Source organism: Mycobacterium parascrofulaceum ATCC BAA-614, from assembly GCF_000164135.1.
Classification (GTDB): domain Bacteria; phylum Actinomycetota; class Actinomycetes; order Mycobacteriales; family Mycobacteriaceae; genus Mycobacterium; species Mycobacterium parascrofulaceum.
Genome location: NZ_GG770553.1, coordinates 67,795 through 87,494 on the forward strand (window position 1 = coordinate 67,795; position 19,700 = coordinate 87,494).

Here is a 19,700-nt window from a genome sequence, read left to right on the forward strand (position 1 = left end):
AGCCGGCTCCCCCCGGCCAGCCCGCGCCCACGATGGTGACGGGTTCGTTCGTCTCGGCGGCGCGCGGCGGCATCAACACCAACTGGGCCATCGCGCGTCCGCCGGGCCAAACCAAGGCGCTGCGACCGGTGATCGCGCTGCACGGCAAGGGCAGCGACGCATCCACGGTGATGGCCGGCGGCGTCGAGCAAGGTCTTGCCCAGGCCGTCGACGCGGGTCTGCCACCGTTTGCGGTCGTCGCGGTCGACGGCGGCGGCAGTTATTGGCACAAGCGGGCGTCCGGCGAGGACAGCGGGGCGATGGTGCTCGACGAGCTCATCCCGATGCTGGGCGGGCAGAACCTGGACACCTCGCGGGTGGCGTTCCTCGGCTGGTCGATGGGCGGCTACGGCGCGTTGCTGCTCGGCGGCCGGCTGGGTCCGGCACGCACCGCGGCGATCTGCGCGGTCAGCCCCGCACTGTGGCTCTCCCTGGGGGCGGCGGCACCCGGCGCGTTCGACGGGCCCGACGACTTCGCGGCGAATTCGGTGTTCGGGATGCCGGCGCTGGCATCGATTCCCATCCGGGTCGATTGCGGCGACAGCGATCCGTTCTACGCCGCGACCAAGCAGTTCGTTGCGCAACTGCCCCATCCGCCCGCGGGCGGCTTCTCGCCCGGGGGGCACAACGGGCAGTTCTGGAGTTCGCAACTGCCGGCCGAGCTGACCTGGATGGCGCCGCTGCTGACGGCCTGACTGCGCTTGGCATCGAGCGTCACGCGCCTTGGCCATCGAGCGTCACGCTAGCGCGGCGCCGGGCACCGAGCGTCACGCCAGCGCTACCCTCGCGAAGGTGACCGCACCTTTCGACTGGACCTTCCCGTATGCCTGGCCACGAAAGCCCGTCCTGGCCGAAAACGTCGTGTGCACGTCACAACCGCTGGCCGCCCAGGCGGGCCTTCGGATGCTCGCCGAGGGCGGAAGCGCCGTGGACGCCGCAATCGCCACCGCCATCGCCCTCACGGTGGTAGAGCCCGTCTCCAACGGTATCGGCTCGGATGCCTTCGCCATCGTGTGGGACGGCCGGCAACTGCATGGGCTGAACGCGTCCGGGCGTTCGCCCGCCGCTTGGACACCGGAGTACTTCGGCGGCAACGCCATTCCCTTGGTCGGCTGGAACGCGGTCACGGTGCCCGGCGCGGTGTCCGCATGGTCCGAACTACACGCCAAGTTCGGCAAGCTGCCGTTCGAAACACTGTTTGAGCCGGCAATTCACTATGCGCACAACGGTTTCCTAGTCTCGCCCATCGTCGCCGGGCAGTGGGCGGCGCAGATTCCGCTGTTCGAAAAGCAGCCCGGCTTCGCCGCCGCGTTCATGCCCGCCGGGCGGGCGCCGAAACCCGGTGAGCTGTTCCGGTTGACCGAGCAGGCCGCATCCCTGGAGATGATCGCCGCGACCAACGGCGAGGCGTTCTACCGGGGAGAGCTGGCCGCCCGGCTCGAGGCGCACTCACTCGCCAGCGCGGGCGTCATGCGGGCCAGCGACCTCGCCGCTCATCGCGCCGACTGGGTGGACACCATCGCCGCCGGCTACCGCGGGTATACCGTCCACGAGATCCCGCCCAACGGCCACGGCATCGTGGCCCTGATCGCCCTGGGGATCCTGGAGCACTTCGACATCGCCTCGTTCCCAGTCGATTCCGCGGACAGTGTGCACCTGCAGATCGAAGCGGTGAAGCTGGCGTTCGCCGACGCGGAGGCCTACGTCGCCGACATCGAGCACATGCCGCTGCGCCCGGAGGAGCTGCTGGACACCGAATACCTGCGGCAACGCGCCGCCCTGATCGATCACCGGCGGGCGAAGCCGGCGTCCGCGGGCACGCCGGGCGGCGGAACGGTGTACCTGACCGCCGCGGACGCCGCGGGCATGATGGTGTCGATGATCCAGTCGAACTACATGGGGTTCGGATCCGGCGTCGTGGTGCCGGGCACTGGGATCTCGCTGCAGAACCGCGGCGCCAATTTCGTCGCGGCGGAAGGTCATCCGAATCGGGTGGGCCCCGCCAAACGCCCCTACCACACCATCATCCCGGGCTTCGTCACCAAAGACGGCGCCCCGGTGATGAGCTTCGGCGTGATGGGCGGAACGATGCAACCCCAGGGCCACACGCAGGTGATGGTGCGCATCGCCGATTACGGACAGAATCCGCAGGCCGCGTGCGACGGCCCCCGGTTCCGGTGGGTGCAGGGTTTGCAGGTCGCCTGCGAGAGGGGTTTTCCGGTCGCGACGCTCGACGAGCTTCGGCGCCGCGGTCACGACCTGGTGGCGGTCGACGACTACAACCAGTTCGGCAGCTGCCAGGCGATCTGGCGTCTGGACGGCGGCTATTGTGCCGCGAGCGATCCCCGCCGCGACGGCCAGGCCGCCGGTATCTAGACGCTGATCCTGCCCTCCGCGGCCAGCAGCGCGATGTCGCCTCGAAAGTGGCTGCCCGGCAAGCGGATCGACCGCATGAGCTCGTATGCCTGCGCCCGCGCGGCGGCGAGGTCGGCGCCGGTGCCCACCACCGACAGGACGCGGCCCCCCGACGACACCACCTCGCCGTCGTCACGACGCGCCGTGCCCGCGTGCAGCACTCCCTCGGCCTCGGCGCCGGTGACCACATCCCCGACCCGGGGCCGTCCGGGATAGTTCTCCGCCGCCAGCACCACCGTGACGGCCGCCCCCTCCCGCCAGCGCAACTCGCCCAACTCGGCCAGTTTGCCGGTGCCCGCCGCGTACAGCAGCTGTCCGAGCGGCGATTCCAGCAGCGCCAGGACGGCCTGGGTTTCGGGATCGCCGAACCGGCAGTTGAATTCGACCACGGCCGGGCCGCCGGCGGTGATCGCCAGGCCGACGTACAGCAACCCGCAGAACGGGCTGTCGCGCCGGACCAACTCAGCCGCAACGGGTTCCACGATGTTGGCGACGATGTCGCGGTACACCTCGTCGGGAAGCCAGGGCAGGGGCGCGTAGGCGCCCATGCCGCCGGTGTTGGGACCGGTGTCGCCCTCGCCGACGCGCTTGAAGTCCTGCGCCGGCAGCAACGGCACCACGGTCTCGCCGTCGACCACGCAGAACAGCGAGACCTCGGGGCCGTCCAGATAGGACTCCAGCAGCACCGGGTGGCCCGCCTCGAGCAGTTCGGCGGCGTGCGCCCGGGCGATGCCGCGATCCGCGGTCACCACCACGCCCTTGCCGGCGGCCAAACGGTCGTCCTTGACCACCCAGGCCGGGTCACCGGCCGGAGGGCCGAACCGGTCCAGCGCGGCGTCCAAATGGGCCGGACTGTCCACGGTTTCGCTGGCCGCGGTACGCACGCCGGCCGCGGCCATGACCTCCTTGGCGAACGCCTTCGACCCCTCGATGCGGGCGGCATCCTTGCTGGGGCCGAAGCAGACGATGCCGGCGGCGCGCAGCGCGTCGGCCACCCCGAGCACCAACGGCACCTCGGGACCGATCACCACCAGGTCGGCCCGGACCTCTCGGGCGAGGGCGACGACGTCGGCGCCCGAGGTGACGTCGACGTCGTGCTGCTCGGCCACTCGGGCGGTGCCGGCGTTGCCGGGAGCCACCCATAGGGCCGTGACCTGCGGGTCTTTCCGGAGCGCCAGCAGCAGCGCGTGCTCTCGGGCACCGGAACCGATCACCAGGACTCGCACGACACGTCAGAGTAGCCGGGCGGTCCGTCATCACCGCGAGCAGTCGCAAAATCGCACGGTTTCGACTCGGAACGTGCGATTTTGCGTCTGCTCGCCGAAGCTAGTCGGCCTTGCCCCTGTGCATGTTGACGGCGGCGTCCACGTTGGCCTTCTTGTCCTCACCGGCGCCCTTGGCCGCGGCCTTCTTGCGCTTGGCGACGACGGCGTCGACGGCCCCGTTGAGCGCCGAGCCCAGCGGGAACCCGAGGTAGTGGGTGAGGAAGACCGCCATCTCCTTCAGCTCGGTCTCGGTGAGCTCCCCGTTGAGCAACGCGGCGTTGATCTGGATCTCGGCCAGGTCGCGATTCCCGACCGCCGTCACCGCCGTCAGCGTCATGATGCGCTTGTCGCGCATCGACAATCCCGGTCGCGTCCAGATGCTGCCGAACAGGTGGTCGACGGTCAGGTCGAAGTACGCGTCGCCCTCGATGTTGGGCATCTCCCAGCCGTAGACCTCGTTCATCTTCTCGAGGCCCCTGCGGCGAATCTCGTCCATCACGCCTCTTTCTCTGTGTGTGGTACCCCGAGGCCGGCCGCCAGCCCCTCGTACGCCAGCCGCGCCAGCGGCAAGTCGACGGACACCGCCCCGCCCAGCGCCAGGGCCAGGCTCAGGTCCTTCTCGCCGAGGCCCCGGGTGTGCAGGAACGGCTGATACAGGAAATGCCCCGGGTCAAGGTCTTTCATGTCGTCGCGGACCATGATCGCTCCCGGCCCGCCGGTGAGGGCGTCGGTGTGGCGCACCACCCGGCCCAGCGCCTGCAGATCCAGCCCCGCGGCCTCGGCCAGTTTCATGGCTTCGCACGCCGCCACGTACGACGTGAACGTCAACATGTTGCGGGCCAGCTTCATTCGCGTCCCCGCCCCCGGCCCGCCGGCGTGGATGACCACGGCGGCCCAGTGTTTGAACGCCGGCTTGATCCGCTCGTACACCTCGCGATCGGCTCCGACCATCGTGGCCAGCTCACCTTTCGCGGCAGCGGCCGCACCGCCGCTGACGGGTGCATCGACGACGTGGATGCCATGTGGTTTGTGTTCGGCCGCCAGCTCGACGGCGGTGGTGTCGCTGATGGTCGAATGGATCGCGATGACGGTGCCGGGCTTGGCGTGGGCCGCCAGCTCACCGACGACCTCCCGCACCTGGGCGTCGTTGAGCACGGTGATGTGGATGATGTCGGCGGCGGCGACGTCGGCGACGCTGTCGGCCAGGCCGGCGCCCTTCTCGGCCAGCGGCGTCATCGCCTCCGTGCGGATGTCGTAAACCGTCACCCCGCCCGGCCACTCGGTCATCTTCGTGGCCATCGGCGCGCCCATGTTGCCCAAACCGATGTAGCCCAGCTTCAAGTCTTGACTCATGACCGGATTATCTGCCCGCCGTCAACGTTGAAGATCTGCCCCGTGATCCACGACGCCTCATCGGAGAGCAAGAACAGGCACATTCCCACCAGGTCTTCGGGAGTTCCCATGCGCGACAGGGGAAGTCCTTTGACGATGTCGGCAACCATCTCTTGCGGGGTGGTGGTGCGGTTGGCCTCGGTGTCGATCGGCCCCGGCGCGATCGCGTTGATCCGGATGTTCTGGCCGCCCAGCTCACGGGATAGCTGCTGCGTCAGGCCGTTGATGCCGACCTTGGCCAGGCCGTAGTAGTTCGAGTACAACCACGCCGCGGTCGACGACTGGTTCACGATCGCCCCGCCGCCGCGCTTAACCATCTTTTTGTAAACGGCGCGCGTGCACCACAACGCGCCGTCGAGGTTGACGCTCATGAACTTCTTGTAGTACTCGGGATCGATGGTGAGCAGGAAGTCCAGTTTCATGCCACCGAAGATGGCGGCGTTGTTCACGAGGTAGTCGATGCCGCCGAACTCCGCCAGCGTGCGATCGGCCATCGCCTTGGCCGACGCCGGGTCGGACACGTCGACCGGGACGCTGATGGCCGTGCCGCCGTCCGCGGCGATCTGCTTGGCCACCCCCTCGGCCGCCTCCGCATTGATGTCGGCCACGACGACCGCGGCACCCTCGCGGGCCAGCGCCTCGGCGTACGCCTGGCCGATGCCGCCACCGGAGCCGGTGACGATGGCGACCTTGTTCTCGAATCTCATGCTCCGCAGCTCCTTCGGTTAAACCGCTGTCGCGATGGTCTTGATTTCCAGGTACTCCTCGAATCCGGCCAGGCCCATCTCGCGCCCGTTTCCGGACTGCTTGTAGCCGCCGAAGGGTGCGTCGGCCGAGTACCACACGCCGCCGTTGACATTGATCGTGCCCGCGCGCACCCGCGCGGCGACCCGCGCCGCCCTGTCGCGGTCGGCGCCGAACACGGTGCCCGACAACCCGTATGGCGAGTCGTTGGCGATGCGCACGGCGTCGTCGTCGCCGTCGTGCGGGATCACCGTCAGGACGGGACCGAAGATCTCCTCGCGCGCGCAGCGGGCGTCGTTGCCCAGCCCCGCGATCACGGTGGGCTCGATGAAGAATCCGACGTCGCGGTCGGCCGGCCGCCCGCCGCCGCAGGCGAACGTCCCGCCCTCGGCGATGGCCGAGTCGAGATAGCCCTGTATGCGGTCGCGCTGGCGGGCGGAAATCACCGGGCCGCAGATGGTTCCGGGGTCGGTGGGGTCGCCGGCCTTGATGCCCCCCATCGTTGCGGCCGCGATGGCGACGGCTTCGTCGTAGCGCGCCCGGGGCACCACCAGCCGGGTGGTGATCGCGCACCCTTGCCCGGCGTGCATGCAGACCGAGAATCCTGCCACGCCGACCGCGCCCCCCAGGTCGGCGTCGTCGAGGACGATGAACGCCGACTTGCCGCCCAGCTCGAGGAAGACCTTTTTGATCGTGGCGGCGCCGTCGGCCATCACGCTGCGGCCGGTGGCGGTCGAGCCGGTGAACGAAACCATGTCCACCCGAGGGTCTTTGGCCAACAGCGCGCCCACTCCGTGGTCGCTGGACGTGACGATGTTGATCACGCCGGGCGGGAAGTCGGTGTGTTCGGCGATGAGTTCGCCCAATACGGCGGCGCACCACGGCGTGTCGGGGGCCGGCTTGAGGACGACGGTGTTCCCGGCGGCCAGCGCGGGCCCGATCTTGGCCAGGTTGATCTGGTGGGGGAAGTTCCACGGGGTGATCGCGCCGACGACGCCGACGGCCTCGCGGGCGATGGTGCGCCGGGTGGGTATCCCCATCGGCGCCGCCTCGCCGAGATCCTGGTTGTATTCGTAGGATTCGGCGGTGTCGGCGGCGAAGGCCAGGTCGTTGACCGGGACCTCCAGCTGGGCGATCGCCGTGAGCATTCGCGGCGCCCCCACTTCGGCGATGGTCAGGTCGCGCAGCTCCTCGAGGTGCTGCTGCATCGCCTCGCGCAGCTGGCGCACGCACCGCACCCGCAGCTCGGTGTTGCGCGACCAGTCCGTTTCGTCGAACGCCCGCCGCGCGGCGTCGATGGCGCGGCCCATGTCGTCGGCGTCGGCGTCGGCCGCCGCCCCGAGGACTTCCTCGGTCGCGGGGTTGATCGTCGGAAAGGTACCGGCCGCCCCGGGCGACATCTTGCCGTCGATGAACAGAGCACTTACGCCGTCGGCCAGTAAGGCCATCTTCCGCTCCCGTCTACACGCACCGAATCGAGCCCGCGAAAACAATGGACAGTTGTCCGATATTGCCCGATGGAACCATAGCCGCCGCGCCGTCGGCGGTGCAAGGGCCGATCCTGCCCGGTCGCGCCGCGCGCCGGAAATCAGCACCTTAACCGGCAGATACAGCGATCGGGCTTGCTTCCACCCGCTGGGGTCCGATAGCTTGGACATGTGTCCAGCGATGCACTGGTGGCGACGACGTCTCACGCCGAGGAACAGACCGGTCGGCCGGCGCGCAACCGCCGGCAGGAGGAGACCTTCCGCAAGGTGCTCGCGGCCGGCATCGAGACACTGCGCGAGAAGTCGTACGCCGACCTGACGGTGCGTGTTGTGGCAGCCCGCGCCAAGGTAGCCCCGGCGACGGCGTACACCTACTTCTCGTCCAAGAACCACCTGATCGCCGAGGTCTACCTCGACCTGGTGCGCCAGGTCCCCTACTTCACCGATGTCAACGACCCGATGCCCACCCGGGTGGAGCAGGTGTTGCGCCACCTGGCCGTGGTGGTCGCCGACGAGCCCGAGGTCAGCGCCGCATGCACCACGGCGTTGCTCAGCGGTGGCGCCGAGCCCGCCGTGCGGGCCGCGCGCGACCGGATCGGCGCGGAGATCCACCGCCGCATCACCTCGGCCATGGGCCCCGACGCCGACCCGACCGCCGTGTCCGCGCTGGAGATGTCCTTCTTCGGGGCGCTGGTTCAGGCCGGCAGCGGCGAATTCACCTACCGCGAGATCGCCGACCGCCTGGCCTACGTGGTGCGGCTGATCCTCACCGGCGCGAAAGAGACGAGCCAGGAGACGACCACCGAATGACCGTTCACGTTGGCGACCACGAACTTGTCCTGGATCCCTACGACTACGACTTCCACGAGGACCCGTACCCCTACTACAAGCGGCTGCGCGACGAGGCCCCGCTGTATCGCAACGACGAGCTGAAGTTCTGGGCGCTGTCGCGGCACCAGGACGTGCTGCAAGGGTTCCGCAACAGCACCACGCTGTCCAACAAGTACGGCGTCTCGCTGGATCCGGCGTCGCGCGGCCCGCACGCGTCCAAGACGATGTCCTTCCTGGCGATGGACGATCCCGCTCATTTGCGGCTGCGGACGCTGGTGTCGAAAGGCTTCACACCCAGGCGGATTCGTGAACTGGAGCCCCGCGTCACCGAGATCGCGACCCGGCATCTCGATGCCATGCTGGCAAAGGCGGAGGGCGCCGCGGTCGACTATGTCGACGAGTTCGCCGGCAAGCTGCCCATGGACGTGATCTCGGAGTTGATGGGTGTCCCCGAACCGGATCGCGATCAGGTCCGGGCCTGGGCGGACGGGGTCATGCACCGTGCGGAAGGCGTCACCGACGTGCCGCCGGAGGCCGTCGAGGCCTCGATCAACCTGATCGTCTACTACCAGGGGATGGTGGCCGAGCGCCGCAAGAAGCTGACCGACGACCTGACCTCTGCCCTGCTGGAGGCCGAGATCGACGGTGACCGTCTCACCGACGACGAGGTGCTCGGGTTCATGTTCCTGATGGTGATCGCCGGGAACGAGACGACCACCAAACTGCTTGCGAACGCCGCCTTTTGGGGGCACAAGAATCCGGACCAACTGGCCCCCGTCTACGACGAGCTGTCCCGGGTGCCGTTGTGGGTCGAGGAGACGCTGCGCTACGACACCTCCAGCCAGATCCTCGCCCGGACCGTGGTCGGGGAGCTCACCCTCTACGACACCATCCTTCCCGAGGGCGACGTGCTGCTGCTGTTGCCCGGTTCGGGCCATCGCGACGAGCGGGTCTTCGAAAACCCCGACGACTACGTCATCGGGCGCGAAATCGGCCCCAAGCTATTGAGTTTCGGTAGCGGCGCACACTTCTGCCTGGGCGCGCACCTGGCGCGGATGGAGGCCCGGGTCGCGCTCACCGAGTTGTTCAAGCGAATCCGCGGATATGAGGTGGACGAGGCCAACGCCGTCCGCGTCCACTCCAGCAATGTCCGCGGATTCGCTCACCTACCGATGACCGTGGAGGTCCGCTGAATGCCCCGCTTTGACCCCCTGCCCGAACGCCGCCCGGTGATTGTGGCCGGCGCCTCGTCCGGCATCGGCGAGGCCACCGCGATCGAACTCGCGGCGCACGGCTTTCCCGTCGCCCTCGGCGCCCGCCGGGTCGAGAAGCTCAACGACATCGTCGGCAAGATCAACGCCGAGGGCGGCGAGGCGGTCGGCTTCCACCTCGACGTCACCGACCCCAACTCGGTGAAATCCTTTGTCGCGCAATCGGTCGATGCGCTCGGCGAGATCGAGGTGCTGGTTGCCGGTGCGGGCGACACCTACTTCGGCAAGCTCGCCGAGATCGCAGGCGACGAGTTCGAGTCCCAGCTGCAGATCCACCTCGTCGGCGCCTTCCGGTTGGCCTCAACCGTGCTGCCCGGCATGCTCGAGCGCCGGCGCGGCGATCTGATCTTCGTCGGCTCCGACGTCGCCCTGCGCCAGCGCCCCCACATGGGCGCCTACGGCGCCGCCAAGGCCGCGCTCGTTGCGATGGTCACCAACTTCCAGATGGAGCTCGAGGGCAGCGGCGTGCGGGCCTCGATCGTGCACCCCGGCCCGACCAAGACGTCGATGGGCTGGAGCCTGCCGGCGGAGAAGATCGGTCCCGCGCTGGAGGACTGGGCCAAATGGGGCCAGGCCCGCCACGACTACTTCCTGCGCGCGGCGGACCTGGCGCGCGCCATCACGTTCGTCGCCGAGACGCCGCGCGGCGGCTTCATCGCGAGCATGGAGCTGCAGCCCGAAGCCCCGTTGGCCGACAAGAAAGATCGCCAGAAGCTCGCACTCGGCGAAGAGGGGATGCCGTCATGACTTCCACCGCTGTCGTGCCGCGGGTTTCCGGCGGCGAGGAAGAGCACGGTCACCTCGAAGAATTTCGCACCGACCCAATCGGTTTGATGAAGCGCGTCCGCGAGGAGTGCGGCGATGTCGGTTGGTTCCAGCTGGTCGACAAACACGTCATCCTGCTGTCCGGCGCGGGCGCGAACGAATTCTTCTTCCGCTCCGCGGACGAGGATCTGGACCAGGCCGAGGCGTACCCGTTCATGACGCCGATCTTCGGCAAGGGCGTCGTGTTCGACGCCAGCCCCGAGCGGCGCAAGGAGATGTTGCACAACTCGGCGCTGCGCGGCGAGCAGATGAAGGGCCACGCCACCACCATCGAGGGCGAGGTCAAGAAGATGATCGCCGACTGGGGCGACGAAGGCGAGATCGAGCTGCTCGACTTCTTCGCGGAGCTGACCATCTACACCTCGACGGCGTGCCTGATCGGGCTGAAGTTCCGTGAACAGCTCGACCACCGGTTCGCCGAGTACTACCACGAGCTGGAACGCGGCACCGACCCGCTGTGCTACGTCGATCCCTACCTGCCGATCGAGAGCTTCAAGCGGCGTGACGAGGCGCGCGTCAAGCTCGTCGCGCTGGTGCAGGAGATCATGGACCAGCGGCTGGCCAATCCACCGAAGGACAAGGCCGACCGCGACATGCTCGACGTGTTGGTCTCGATCAAGGACGAGGACGGCAATCCGCGCTTTTCCGCCGACGAAGTCACCGGCATGTTCATCTCGCTGATGTTCGCGGGGCACCACACCAGTTCGGGGACCTCGGCGTGGACGTTGATCGAGCTGATCCGGCATCCGGATGTCTACGCCGAGGTGCTGACCGAGCTCGAGGAGCTCTACGCCGACGGCCAGGAGGTGAGCTTCCATGCGCTGCGGTCGATTCCGAAGCTGGACAACGTGGTCAAGGAGACCCTGCGCCTGCACCCGCCGCTGATCATCCTGATGCGGGTCGCCAAGGGCGAGTTCGAGGTCGAGGGCTTCCCGATCCACGCCGGCGACTACGTCGCGGCGTCGCCGGCGATCTCGAACCGGATTCCCGAGGACTTCCCCGACCCCGACGCTTTCAAGCCCGATCGCTACAACAAGCCCGAGCAGGCCGACATCGTCAACCGGTGGACCTGGATCCCGTTCGGCGCGGGCCGCCACCGCTGTGTCGGCGCGGCGTTCGCCCAGATGCAGATCAAGGCGATCTTCTCAGTCTTGTTGCGGGAGTATGAATTCGAGATGGCTCAGCCGGCCGACAGCTATCACAACGACCACTCCAAGATGGTCGTCCAGCTTGCCCGGCCGGCCAAGGTGCGCTACCGCAAGCGGAAAGCCGGATAACTCATGGGTTTTCGAGTCGAAGCCGACCTGGACCTGTGCCAGGGCCACGCCATGTGCGAACTGGAGGCGCCCGACTACTTCCGGGTGCCCAAGCGGGGCAAGGTCGAGATCCTCGACCCCGAACCGCCCGAAGACGCCCGCGAGGAAATCGAACGCGCGGTCGATATGTGCCCAACGCAAGCACTGTTCATCAGAGAGAAAGAAGACCAATAATGGCGTCTCGCGAGGAACTCGAGGCATGGGTCGATCGGTGGCTGCAAGCCAACAAGGACTGCGAGAAGGCCGGTGACTGGCGGCCGTTGGCGGACTTCTACGCCCGGGACGCCACCTATGGCTGGAACATCGGTCCCAAGGAAGACGTGATGTGTGTCGGCGTCGACGAGATCCGCGACATCGCGCTCGGCCTGGAGATGGAGGGCCTGGAGAACTGGGTGTACGAGTACCAGAAGGTGCTCATCGACGAGAAGCAGGGCGAGATCGTCGGTTTCTGGAAGCAGATCGTCAACAAGTCCGACGGCACCCAGGACGAGATCTACGGCATCGGGGGCAGCTGGTTCCGCCTCAACGCCGACAACCTCATCGAGTGGCAGCGGGACTTCTTCGACTTCGGTCACGTCGCGAAGATGTTCGCGACGCTCATCGAGTCGGGTGACCTGTCCGCCGGCATGCAGAGGCGCATCGAGCGCAGCATCGCCGGCGAGAAGCTGCCCGGCTACTACCCGCTTGGCCAGGCCCCTGTTCCTATCTGGTGATCGGACCAACCAAGCATTTGATTTGTTGCACGCGCTATGCTGACGCGACAAGGGTGCCTGTGGCGCCCGTCACCAAGTTGGCCGGCATGAAGGGGCCGGGCAGCTCTGATCGATTCAAAGACGAAATGGGGTCAGGTCCATCGTGAAGACAAAAGGCGCACTGATCTGGGAGTTCAACCAGCCCTGGTCCATCGAGGAAATCGAGATCGGCGACCCGCAAGCGCACGAGGTCAAGATCCAGATGGAAGCGGCGGGCATGTGCCACTCCGATCATCACCTCGTCACCGGCGGAATCCCGATGGCCGGCTTCCCGGTGCTCGGCGGGCATGAGGGCGCCGGCATCGTCACCGAGGTGGGTCCGGGCGTCGAGGACATCGCCCCGGGCGACCACGTGGTGCTCTCCTTCATTCCGTCCTGCGGGCAATGCCCGACGTGTCAGGCCGGCATGCGCAACCTTTGTGACCTGGGGGCCGGCCTACTCGGCGGCGCCGCGGTATCGGACGGCACGTTCCGCATCCAGGCCCGCGGCCAGGACGTCTTCCCCATGACGCTGCTGGGCACGTTCTCCCCGTACATGGTGGTGCACCGCAGTTCGGTCGTGAAGATCGACCCGTCCGTTCCCTTCGAGGTGGCCGCCCTGGTCGGCTGCGGCGTCACCACCGGCTACGGCTCGGCGGTCCGCACCGCCGACATCCGCCCGGGCCAAGACGTCGCCATCGTCGGTGTCGGTGGGGTCGGCATGGCGGCGCTGCAGGGCGCGGTCAACGCCGGTGCCCGCTACATCTTCGCGATCGACCCGGTCGAGTGGAAGCGGGACCAGGCGCTGAAATTCGGTGCCACCCACGTCTATCCCGACATCAACGCGGCGCTGATGGGCATCATGGAGGTCACCTACGGCCTGATGGCCCACAAGGTCGTCGTCACGGTCGGTGAGCTGCACGGCGCCGACGTCGACAACTACCTCAACATCACCCAGAAGGGCGGCACCTGCGTGCTGACCGCCATCGGCAGCCTGCTGGACACCAACGTCAACCTGAACCTGGCGATGCTCACCCTGATGCAGAAGAACCTGCAGGGCACCATCTTCGGTGGCGGCAACCCGCAGTACGACATCCCGCAGCTGCTGTCGATGTACAAGGCCGGCAAGCTGAATCTGGACGACATGGTCACCACCCAGTACCGCCTGGAACAGATCAACGAGGGTTACCAGGACATGCTGGACGGCAAGAACATTCGCGGCGTCATCCGGTACACGGACGCCGACCGGTAGCCCCCACCCGCTGAGTCGCGAGTGACCGGGTTCGGTCACCTGATGGCGCCGGGACGCATCGGCGCCATGTCGGTGCGCAATCGCGTCGTCATGTCTCCGATGGAGACCATGTACGGCACGCCGGAGGGGCTGCCGTCGGAGCGCACCCGCGATTACTTCGCCGCCCGCGCCAGGGGCGGCGTCGGCCTGATTACGCTGGGCGCCACGGGGATCGACCACCATCACCCCGAGACGCCCGGGGGGCTGCACCTGGCCACCGACGAGTCGGTCGGCGCCCACCGGGCGCTCGTGGAAGTGGTCCACGAGCACGGCGCCAAGATCCAGCCTCAGATCGTGCACGCGGGGCCCGACGGGCTGGGACCCGAGATCTTCGGCCTGCCGTCGGTGGGCCCGTCGGTGATCCCCTCCTACCTCACCGGGCGCCCGTCGGTCGAGATCAGCAAGCAACAGCTGTGCGAGGTGCTCGATCTGTTCAAGGCCGCCGCGCGGCGGGCCGTCGCGGCCGGCTACGACGGCATCGAGTTGCACGCTGCCCACGGTTACATGTTGTTGGGCTCTTTCCTGGCGCCGCAACGCAATCGGCGCACCGACGACTACCGCGGCGACTCGGCGCGCGGCCGGGCGCGGGTGGTACTCGACGCGCTGGCCGCGATCCGCTCCGAGATCGGCGACACCTTGCCGATCACGTTGCGCATCTCCGGCTACGAGCGGGTCGCCGGCGGCCGGCCCATCTTCGACACCGCGCAGTTGGCGCCGGCTTTCGTCGCCGCGGGCGTCAATGCGTTCCACGTCAGCGGCGGGGTCATCGATCGGCTGGTGACCGGGATGGTCAACGGCGCCGACGACGGCGACGAGCTCAACGTCGGGGCCGCGGCGGCGGTCAAGCAGGTTGTCGACGTGCCGGTGATAGCCGTCGGCCGCATCCACGATCCGGCCCGGGCCGAACGGATCCTGGCCGACGGACGCGCCGACTTCATCGCCATGGGGCGCCCGCTGCTGGCCGACCCCGACCTGCCGCGCAAGTTGCGCGATGGGCAGGCACACCGGATCCGCCGGTGCATATCCTGCGAAAACTGCATCGACGCAATGGAACAGCGCTTCTCCGTCGACTGCGCCGTCAATCCCCGCACGGGAAAGGAGCGGGAGTTGTCGGCGGCTCGCGCCGCGCGCTCCAAACGGGTGGTGGTGATCGGCGGCGGACCCGCCGGGCTGGAGGCGGCCCGGGTCGCCGCCGAACGAGGCCACCGCGTCACGCTTTTCGAGCGCGGCGCCGCGCTGGGTGGCGCCCTGCGCTGGGCGGCGGTCCTGCACCCGGAGAACCAGCCCTTCCTGCGCTACCTGCGCGACGAGGTCAAGCTCAGTGGCGCGCAGGTACATCTGGGCCATGCCGTCTCGGCTCGGGACATCGTCGACGCCGCCCCGGACGCGGTGGTGGTGGCCACCGGCGGCCGGGTCACCCTGCCGGCGATCCCCGGGTCGGACCTGCCGCACGTGCGCACCGGGCACGGGCTCCGCGAAATGCTGGGCGGCCGAGCGGACTCCGGCGCACCGGCCTGGCAGCGACTGGGCGCGTCCGCGCTCGCCGGGTGGCGGCAGCGGCTGGTACGCCCGGCCGCGGTCCGGCTGGCCAGCCGCGCCTGGATGCCGGTCGGGCGCCGGGTCGCGATCGTCGGCGGCGACCTGGTCGCCCTGGAACTGGCCGAATTCCTGGCGAGCCGGGGCCGGCTGGTGTCGATCCTCGAGTCTGGCAAGGACATTGCCCCGGAAGTGGGCAACAAGCGCAAGACTGAACACATGGATCGCCTCGATCGGCTGGGCGTCACGGTGCACGTCCGGGCGACCGTGGAACGGCTCACCACCGAAGCGGTGGTGTTCACCCCCGTCGGCGGTACCACCCGGCAACTGCGGGCCGACAGCGTCGTGCTGGCCGGCACGGTCGAGCCCGACACCACCTTGTTCGACGCGCTGGTCGCCGCCCTGACCGGCGCCGAGGTCTACGCCGCCGGCGACTGCACCGGGCTGGGGCTGATCCGCAAAGCCACCGAGGAAGGCGCGCGCGCCGCGTGCGCGATCTAGTGACAGGAGAGATAACCATGACCCAAACCGCTCAATCCCCGGCACTAACCGCGTCGCAGTCGTCCTGGCGCTGCGCGCAAGGCAAAGACCGCGATGGCTGGCTGGCGCTGATGACCGACGATGTCGTGATCGAAGACCCCATCGGCAAGTCGGTCACCAACCCCGACGGCACCGGCGTGCGCGGCAAGGCAGCCGTCGGCGAGTTCTTCGACAACAACATCGCCAAGAATCAGCTGACCATCACGTGCGAAGAGACTTTCCCGTCGAGCTCACCCGACGAGATCGCGCATATCCTGGTGCTGCAGAGCAAGTTTGAGGGCGGCGTAACCAGCAAGGTGCGTGGGGTGTTCACCTATAAGGTCAACGAAGCGGGGCTCATCACCAACATGCGTGGCTACTGGAACCTCGACGTCATGGAATTCGGCCAGGAGGACTGACGCCGGCTCTCCCGGCCGTCGCCCCTATGCTGGGGCCATGGCGTCGATCTTCACCAAGATCATCAACCGTGAACTTCCCGGCCGCTTCGTCTACGAGGACGACGACGTCGTCGCGTTCTTGACGATCGAGCCCATGACTCAGGGGCACACGCTCGTTGTGCCGCGGGCCGAAATCGATCAGTGGCAGGACGTCGACGCCGCGACGTTCGCGCGGATCATGGGCGTGAGTCAGCTGATCGGCAAGGCCGTCTGCAAGGCCTTCAAGACCGAGCGGGCGGGGGTGATCATCGCCGGCCTGGAGGTGCCCCACCTGCATGTGCACGTCTTCCCCACCCGCCGACTGAGCGACTTCGGCTTCGCCAACGTCGACCGCAACCCGTCACCGGAATCACTGGACGAGGCGCAGGCCAAGATCAAGGCGGCGCTCGCTCAATTGGCGTGAGCCGGCTCCTGCGCCGGCACTTCGCTGACGCGCGGCAGCGTGACGCGGAAACGGCAGCCCTCGCCCGGCGCGGTCGTCACCGTGACGGCGCCGCCGTGCGCCCGCACCAGCGAGTCGACGATCGATAGTCCCAACCCCGTGCCGCCGCTCGCGCGCGCCCGGGACGAGTCGGTGCGATAGAACCGCTCGAACACCCGCGACGCGTCCTGCTCCGTCATGCCGGGCCCCTTGTCGGCCACCTCGAGCACCGCGTCGTCACCCTCGGTGCCGACGCGGACCGTGACGTCGGCGGCCTCCGGGGTGTGCTGCAGGGCATTGGCGACGAGGTTGCTCAGCACCTGCCGGATCCGCGGTTCGTCGCCGAGCACCTCCGGGATGCCCGGACCGTCGAGCACTTCCAGCGTGATCGTGCGTCCCGGATCCATCGCCTGCGCATCGTGCACGGCGTCGCTGGCCAGCGCCAGCAGGTCGACCCGGTTGTGCTCGAGCGGCCGTTGCACGTCCAGGCGGGCCAACAGCAACAGGTCGTCCACCAGCATTCCCATCCGGCTGGCTTCGCTTTCGATCCGCGACAACAGCATGGCGACATCGCGCGCCGCGCCCTGCCGGTACAACTCGGCGAAGCCGCGGATGGTGGTCAGCGGGGTGCGCAGCTCGTGGCTGGCGTCGGTGATGAACCGGCGCATCCGCTCCTCGGACCCGCGCGCCTTCTCCGCGGACGACTCCGAGGACGCGAGCGCCTCCTGGATCTGCGCGAGCATGCCGTTGAGGGCGAGGGACAGCCGGCCCACCTCGGTGCGCGGATCCCGTTCCGGGACACGGCGATCCAGCTGGCCGGACGCGATCGCCGCCGCGGTCTGTTCGACCTCCGACAGCGGCCGCAGGCTGCGCTGCACCACCGCGAAGCCGGCGATCCCGACCACCACCAGCACCGCGACCCCGATGCCGATCTGCAACCAGACCAGAGCGCTGACCGTGTGTTGGACGTCGGACAGGTCGATGGCGACGGTCGTCAGGCCGTGGGGGCCGCGCACCGACACCGCGCGCCATTGGATGTCGGACCCGTTGACTGACGGCAGTGTCGTCGGATTGGGGCCCACATCGTTGTTGGGCGGCAACGCGGGCTCGGAGTTGCGGTCGTTGATGGCCGTGAACGGGGTGCCGTTGGTGCCGACGCCGCGAACGTAGAACTTCGACGGCGGCCGGCCCGGGTCGGGCCCCTCGTACGGCGGCGGTGACTGCCGGCGCGGGTTCTGCGCCCAGCCGCGCGACGCGTCGAGCAGCGTCTGGTCGATCCGGCTGACCAGGCTGTGCCGCAGGATCGACGTGACCGCGACGCCCGAGACCGCCAGGCCGCACGCCACGAGCACCAGGGTGGCGGCGACCAGGCCCACCCGGAGCGGCAATCCACGTCGATGCTGTTTGGCCATGGGGCGGGCTTCTTCGCTAGCGCTGGTGACCGGGGGCGCGCTCAGCGCGGTTCCCGCAAGACGTAACCCACCCCGCGCAAGGTATGCAGCAACCGCTTTTCCCCCGTGTCGATCTTGCGCCGCAGGTAGGACACGTAGGACTCGACGACATTGACGTCACCTCCGAAGTCATAGCGCCACACGTGGTCGAGGATCTTGGGCTTGCTCAAGACCGTGCCCGCGTTGATCACAAAGTAACGCAGCAGCGTGAACTCGGTTGGCGACAGCGACACCGGTTGGCCGGCCTTCCACACCTCGTGGGTCTCCTCGTCGAGTTCGATGTCGGCGAAGGTCAGACGGGCGCTGCGAGGTTCCGCCCCGCCCTTGCCGGCCCGCCGGAGGATGACCCGGAGCCGGGCGACCACCTCTTCGAGACTGAACGGCTTCGTCACGTAGTCGTCGCCGCCCAGCGTGAGGCCCGCGATCTTGTCCTGCAGCGAGTCGCGGGCCGTCAGGAACAACGCCGGAGCGTCGATGCCGTCGGCCCGCAGGCGCCGCAGCACCCCGAACCCGTCCATGCCGGGCATCATCACGTCGAGGATCACCGCGTCGGGGCGCGCTTCGCGGGCCCGGTCGAGGGCCTGGGCGCCGTTGGTCGCGGTGTAGACCTCGAACCCCTGGAACTTGAGGCTCACCGAGAGCAACTCGACGATGTTCGCCTCGTCATCGACAACGAGGACGCGAGCCTCCGGTTTTGTTTCGTTTGGGGTTGCCGCGGTCATCAGGTTCTTCTGCCTTTAGTTGGACGTTTCCTATGTGATATATGTGTGGTTGCTGAAAGCTCAGTGCCAACACTCTGATAATAGTCTGCCAGGAATCGCGGCGGCGGCGTGGACCTGCGCGGCTTGACGTAGCCGCGTCGCGAATAAACTCGTGGAATGAACCTCGCCGCACGGATCGTCTCGGCCGCGACCGCCCCGGCACGCGCGGGGCTCGCCGCCGCGGACGCCGGCTTGACCGTCGCGAGCGCCGCGGTGGGGGTGGCCAAGCGGGCTTTGGGGGACGGCGCCACCGGCACGACCGCCATGACGTCCATGCTGGGAATTGACGACGCGATCGTGCGCGCCAACCGGCTCGCCCGGTTGCTGGACGACGACGCACCGCTGGGGCGGGCGGTGGCGCCGGACGGGCCGATCGACCGGTTGCTGCGCCCGGGCGGGGTGGTCGACATGCTGACGTCGGAGGGCGGTCTGCTGGATCGCCTCACCGCGGAGGGCGGCGGCCTGCACCGCACCCTGCAGCCCGGCGGCCTGGCCGATCAGCTGGTCGCGGAGGACGGACTGATCGAGCGGCTGCTGGCCGAGGACGGGCTGGCCGATCGGCTGCTCAGCGACGGCGGCCTGGTCGACAAGCTGACGGCGAAGAACGGACCCCTGGACCAGCTCGCGGACGTCGCCGACACCCTGGCGCGGCTGACGCCCGGGATGGAGGCGCTGGAGCCCGCGATCGCCACGCTGCAGGACGCCGTGGTCGCGCTCACCATGGTGGTCAACCCGCTGAGCAACATCGCCGACCGCATCCCGCTGCCCGGCCGGCGGCGTCCCGCGTCGCGGGCGGTGCGCTCAACGCGCCTGATCGACAGCGGCGAATGACCGTTTAGGCTTGACCCGGTTCGACCCCGCCTCCTTAGCTCAGTGGTAGAGCACTCGCCTTGTAAGCGAGCGGTCGTCAGTTCAATCCTGACAGGGGGCTCTTTGACGACCGGCGC

General features: G+C 68.4%; 20 protein-coding genes and 1 tRNA gene. 14 read left to right on the forward strand and 7 right to left on the reverse strand.

Going from position 1 to position 19,700, the window contains the following annotated elements; translation table 11 throughout:
- Both HMPREF0591_RS00375 and HMPREF0591_RS00380 read left to right on the forward strand, forming a co-directional pair.
- The coding region (locus HMPREF0591_RS00375; protein WP_007166385.1) for an alpha/beta hydrolase-fold protein at positions 1-734 on the forward strand (734 nt) is incomplete at its 5' end.
- Between the two features lie 97 nt (positions 735-831).
- Positions 832-2,415, forward strand: a complete 1,584-nt coding sequence (locus HMPREF0591_RS00380; protein WP_040621563.1) for a gamma-glutamyltransferase family protein — start codon at positions 832-834, stop codon at positions 2,413-2,415.
- On the opposite strand, the gene purD is transcribed toward HMPREF0591_RS00380, so the two are convergent.
- From purD to HMPREF0591_RS00405, 5 genes are all read right to left on the reverse strand, one after another.
- On the reverse strand, positions 2,412-3,680 hold the full coding sequence (gene purD, locus HMPREF0591_RS00385) for a phosphoribosylamine--glycine ligase (protein WP_007166387.1): 1,269 nt from the start codon (positions 3,678-3,680) through the stop codon (positions 2,412-2,414). The two genes, HMPREF0591_RS00380 and purD, sit on opposite strands and share 4 nt — an antisense overlap.
- A 100-nt stretch (positions 3,681-3,780) precedes the next feature.
- Positions 3,781-4,215 (reverse strand): carboxymuconolactone decarboxylase family protein, encoded by a 435-nt coding sequence (locus tag HMPREF0591_RS00390; protein WP_007166388.1) that lies wholly within the window; start codon positions 4,213-4,215, stop codon positions 3,781-3,783.
- The gene (locus HMPREF0591_RS00395) at positions 4,215-5,072 is read right to left on the reverse strand and encodes an NAD(P)-dependent oxidoreductase (protein ID WP_007166389.1); all 858 of its coding nucleotides are present in this window, start codon (positions 5,070-5,072) and stop codon (positions 4,215-4,217) included. The genes HMPREF0591_RS00390 and HMPREF0591_RS00395 overlap by 1 nt, the downstream gene beginning before the upstream one ends.
- Entirely contained in the window at positions 5,069-5,818 is a 750-nt protein-coding gene (locus HMPREF0591_RS00400; RefSeq protein ID WP_007166390.1) for an SDR family oxidoreductase, read from the reverse strand. The genes HMPREF0591_RS00395 and HMPREF0591_RS00400 overlap by 4 nt, the downstream gene beginning before the upstream one ends.
- A gap of 18 nt (positions 5,819-5,836) precedes the next feature.
- Complete coding sequence (locus HMPREF0591_RS00405; RefSeq protein ID WP_007166391.1) at positions 5,837-7,303, reverse strand: aldehyde dehydrogenase; 1,467 nt, start codon at positions 7,301-7,303, stop codon at positions 5,837-5,839.
- A 210-nt stretch (positions 7,304-7,513) separates the two neighbouring features.
- On the opposite strand from HMPREF0591_RS00405, the gene HMPREF0591_RS00410 reads away from it, so the two are divergent.
- The 10 genes from HMPREF0591_RS00410 to HMPREF0591_RS00455 all read left to right on the forward strand — a co-directional run bounded on the left by HMPREF0591_RS00410 (position 7,514) and on the right by HMPREF0591_RS00455 (position 16,523).
- A complete protein-coding gene (locus HMPREF0591_RS00410) occupies positions 7,514-8,152 on the forward strand; it encodes a TetR/AcrR family transcriptional regulator (protein ID WP_007166392.1) in 639 nt (212 codons plus the stop codon).
- On the forward strand, positions 8,149-9,366 hold the full coding sequence (locus HMPREF0591_RS00415; RefSeq protein WP_007166393.1) for a cytochrome P450: 1,218 nt from the start codon (positions 8,149-8,151) through the stop codon (positions 9,364-9,366). The genes HMPREF0591_RS00410 and HMPREF0591_RS00415 overlap by 4 nt, the downstream gene beginning before the upstream one ends.
- A complete protein-coding gene (locus tag HMPREF0591_RS00420; RefSeq protein WP_007166394.1) occupies positions 9,367-10,191 on the forward strand; it encodes an SDR family oxidoreductase in 825 nt (274 codons plus the stop codon).
- Positions 10,188-11,546, forward strand: coding sequence for a cytochrome P450 (locus HMPREF0591_RS00425; RefSeq protein ID WP_007166395.1), 1,359 nt, complete (start codon positions 10,188-10,190; stop codon positions 11,544-11,546). Before HMPREF0591_RS00420 ends, HMPREF0591_RS00425 begins: the two co-directional genes overlap by 4 nt.
- A gap of 3 nt (positions 11,547-11,549) precedes the next feature.
- Positions 11,550-11,759 carry a ferredoxin gene (locus tag HMPREF0591_RS00430; RefSeq protein ID WP_007166396.1) on the forward strand — a complete coding sequence of 70 codons (210 nt, stop codon included), beginning with the start codon at positions 11,550-11,552 and terminating at the stop codon, positions 11,757-11,759.
- Positions 11,759-12,298, forward strand: coding sequence for a hypothetical protein (locus HMPREF0591_RS00435; protein ID WP_007166397.1), 540 nt, complete (start codon positions 11,759-11,761; stop codon positions 12,296-12,298). Before HMPREF0591_RS00430 ends, HMPREF0591_RS00435 begins: the two co-directional genes overlap by 1 nt.
- 142 nt (positions 12,299-12,440) lie before the next feature.
- On the forward strand, positions 12,441-13,568 hold the full coding sequence (locus tag HMPREF0591_RS00440; protein ID WP_007166398.1) for an NDMA-dependent alcohol dehydrogenase: 1,128 nt from the start codon (positions 12,441-12,443) through the stop codon (positions 13,566-13,568).
- A gap of 21 nt (positions 13,569-13,589) precedes the next feature.
- On the forward strand, positions 13,590-15,644 hold the full coding sequence (locus HMPREF0591_RS00445; RefSeq protein WP_007166399.1) for an FAD-dependent oxidoreductase: 2,055 nt from the start codon (positions 13,590-13,592) through the stop codon (positions 15,642-15,644).
- 17 nt (positions 15,645-15,661) lie between these two features.
- Complete coding sequence (locus HMPREF0591_RS00450; protein ID WP_007166400.1) at positions 15,662-16,081, forward strand: ketosteroid isomerase family protein; 420 nt, start codon at positions 15,662-15,664, stop codon at positions 16,079-16,081.
- A gap of 37 nt (positions 16,082-16,118) precedes the next feature.
- Positions 16,119-16,523 (forward strand): HIT family protein, encoded by a 405-nt coding sequence (locus tag HMPREF0591_RS00455; RefSeq protein WP_007166401.1) that lies wholly within the window; start codon positions 16,119-16,121, stop codon positions 16,521-16,523.
- Here HMPREF0591_RS00455 and HMPREF0591_RS00460 read toward each other — a convergent pair.
- Positions 16,511-17,953, reverse strand: a complete 1,443-nt coding sequence (locus HMPREF0591_RS00460) for a sensor histidine kinase (protein WP_007166402.1) — start codon at positions 17,951-17,953, stop codon at positions 16,511-16,513. The genes HMPREF0591_RS00455 and HMPREF0591_RS00460 overlap by 13 nt on opposite strands.
- A 41-nt stretch (positions 17,954-17,994) precedes the next feature.
- Positions 17,995-18,714: a two-component system response regulator PhoP gene (gene phoP, locus HMPREF0591_RS00465; protein WP_007166403.1), complete on the reverse strand. Its 720-nt coding sequence runs from the start codon at positions 18,712-18,714 to the stop codon at positions 17,995-17,997.
- 156 nt (positions 18,715-18,870) lie between these two features.
- On the opposite strand from phoP, the gene HMPREF0591_RS00470 reads away from it, so the two are divergent.
- Positions 18,871-19,584 carry a hypothetical protein gene (locus HMPREF0591_RS00470; RefSeq protein ID WP_007166404.1) on the forward strand — a complete coding sequence of 238 codons (714 nt, stop codon included), beginning with the start codon at positions 18,871-18,873 and terminating at the stop codon, positions 19,582-19,584.
- Between the two features lie 28 nt (positions 19,585-19,612).
- Positions 19,613-19,684, forward strand: a tRNA-Thr gene (locus HMPREF0591_RS00475).
- Positions 19,685-19,700 lie beyond the last annotated feature (16 nt).

What these genes read in the sequence shown, in the direction of transcription:
- HMPREF0591_RS00390 (WP_007166388.1), bottom strand. Translation starts at nt 4,215, where the DNA reads ATGGACGAGATTCGCCGCAGGGGCCTCGAGAAGATGAACGAGGTCTAC.
- HMPREF0591_RS00395 (WP_007166389.1), bottom strand. Translation starts at nt 5,072, where the DNA reads ATGAGTCAAGACTTGAAGCTGGGCTACATCGGTTTGGGCAACATGGGC.
- HMPREF0591_RS00400 (WP_007166390.1), bottom strand. Translation starts at nt 5,818, where the DNA reads ATGAGATTCGAGAACAAGGTCGCCATCGTCACCGGCTCCGGTGGCGGC.
- HMPREF0591_RS00405 (WP_007166391.1), bottom strand. Translation starts at nt 7,303, where the DNA reads ATGGCCTTACTGGCCGACGGCGTAAGTGCTCTGTTCATCGACGGCAAG.
- HMPREF0591_RS00415 (WP_007166393.1), top strand. Translation starts at nt 8,149, where the DNA reads ATGACCGTTCACGTTGGCGACCACGAACTTGTCCTGGATCCCTACGAC.
- HMPREF0591_RS00420 (WP_007166394.1), top strand. Translation starts at nt 9,367, where the DNA reads ATGCCCCGCTTTGACCCCCTGCCCGAACGCCGCCCGGTGATTGTGGCC.
- HMPREF0591_RS00425 (WP_007166395.1), top strand. Translation starts at nt 10,188, where the DNA reads ATGACTTCCACCGCTGTCGTGCCGCGGGTTTCCGGCGGCGAGGAAGAG.
- HMPREF0591_RS00430 (WP_007166396.1), top strand. Translation starts at nt 11,550, where the DNA reads ATGGGTTTTCGAGTCGAAGCCGACCTGGACCTGTGCCAGGGCCACGCC.
- HMPREF0591_RS00435 (WP_007166397.1), top strand. Translation starts at nt 11,759, where the DNA reads ATGGCGTCTCGCGAGGAACTCGAGGCATGGGTCGATCGGTGGCTGCAA.
- HMPREF0591_RS00450 (WP_007166400.1), top strand. Translation starts at nt 15,662, where the DNA reads ATGACCCAAACCGCTCAATCCCCGGCACTAACCGCGTCGCAGTCGTCC.
- HMPREF0591_RS00455 (WP_007166401.1), top strand. Translation starts at nt 16,119, where the DNA reads ATGGCGTCGATCTTCACCAAGATCATCAACCGTGAACTTCCCGGCCGC.
- HMPREF0591_RS00460 (WP_007166402.1), bottom strand. Translation starts at nt 17,953, where the DNA reads ATGGCCAAACAGCATCGACGTGGATTGCCGCTCCGGGTGGGCCTGGTC.
- phoP (WP_007166403.1), bottom strand. Translation starts at nt 18,714, where the DNA reads ATGACCGCGGCAACCCCAAACGAAACAAAACCGGAGGCTCGCGTCCTC.
- HMPREF0591_RS00470 (WP_007166404.1), top strand. Translation starts at nt 18,871, where the DNA reads ATGAACCTCGCCGCACGGATCGTCTCGGCCGCGACCGCCCCGGCACGC.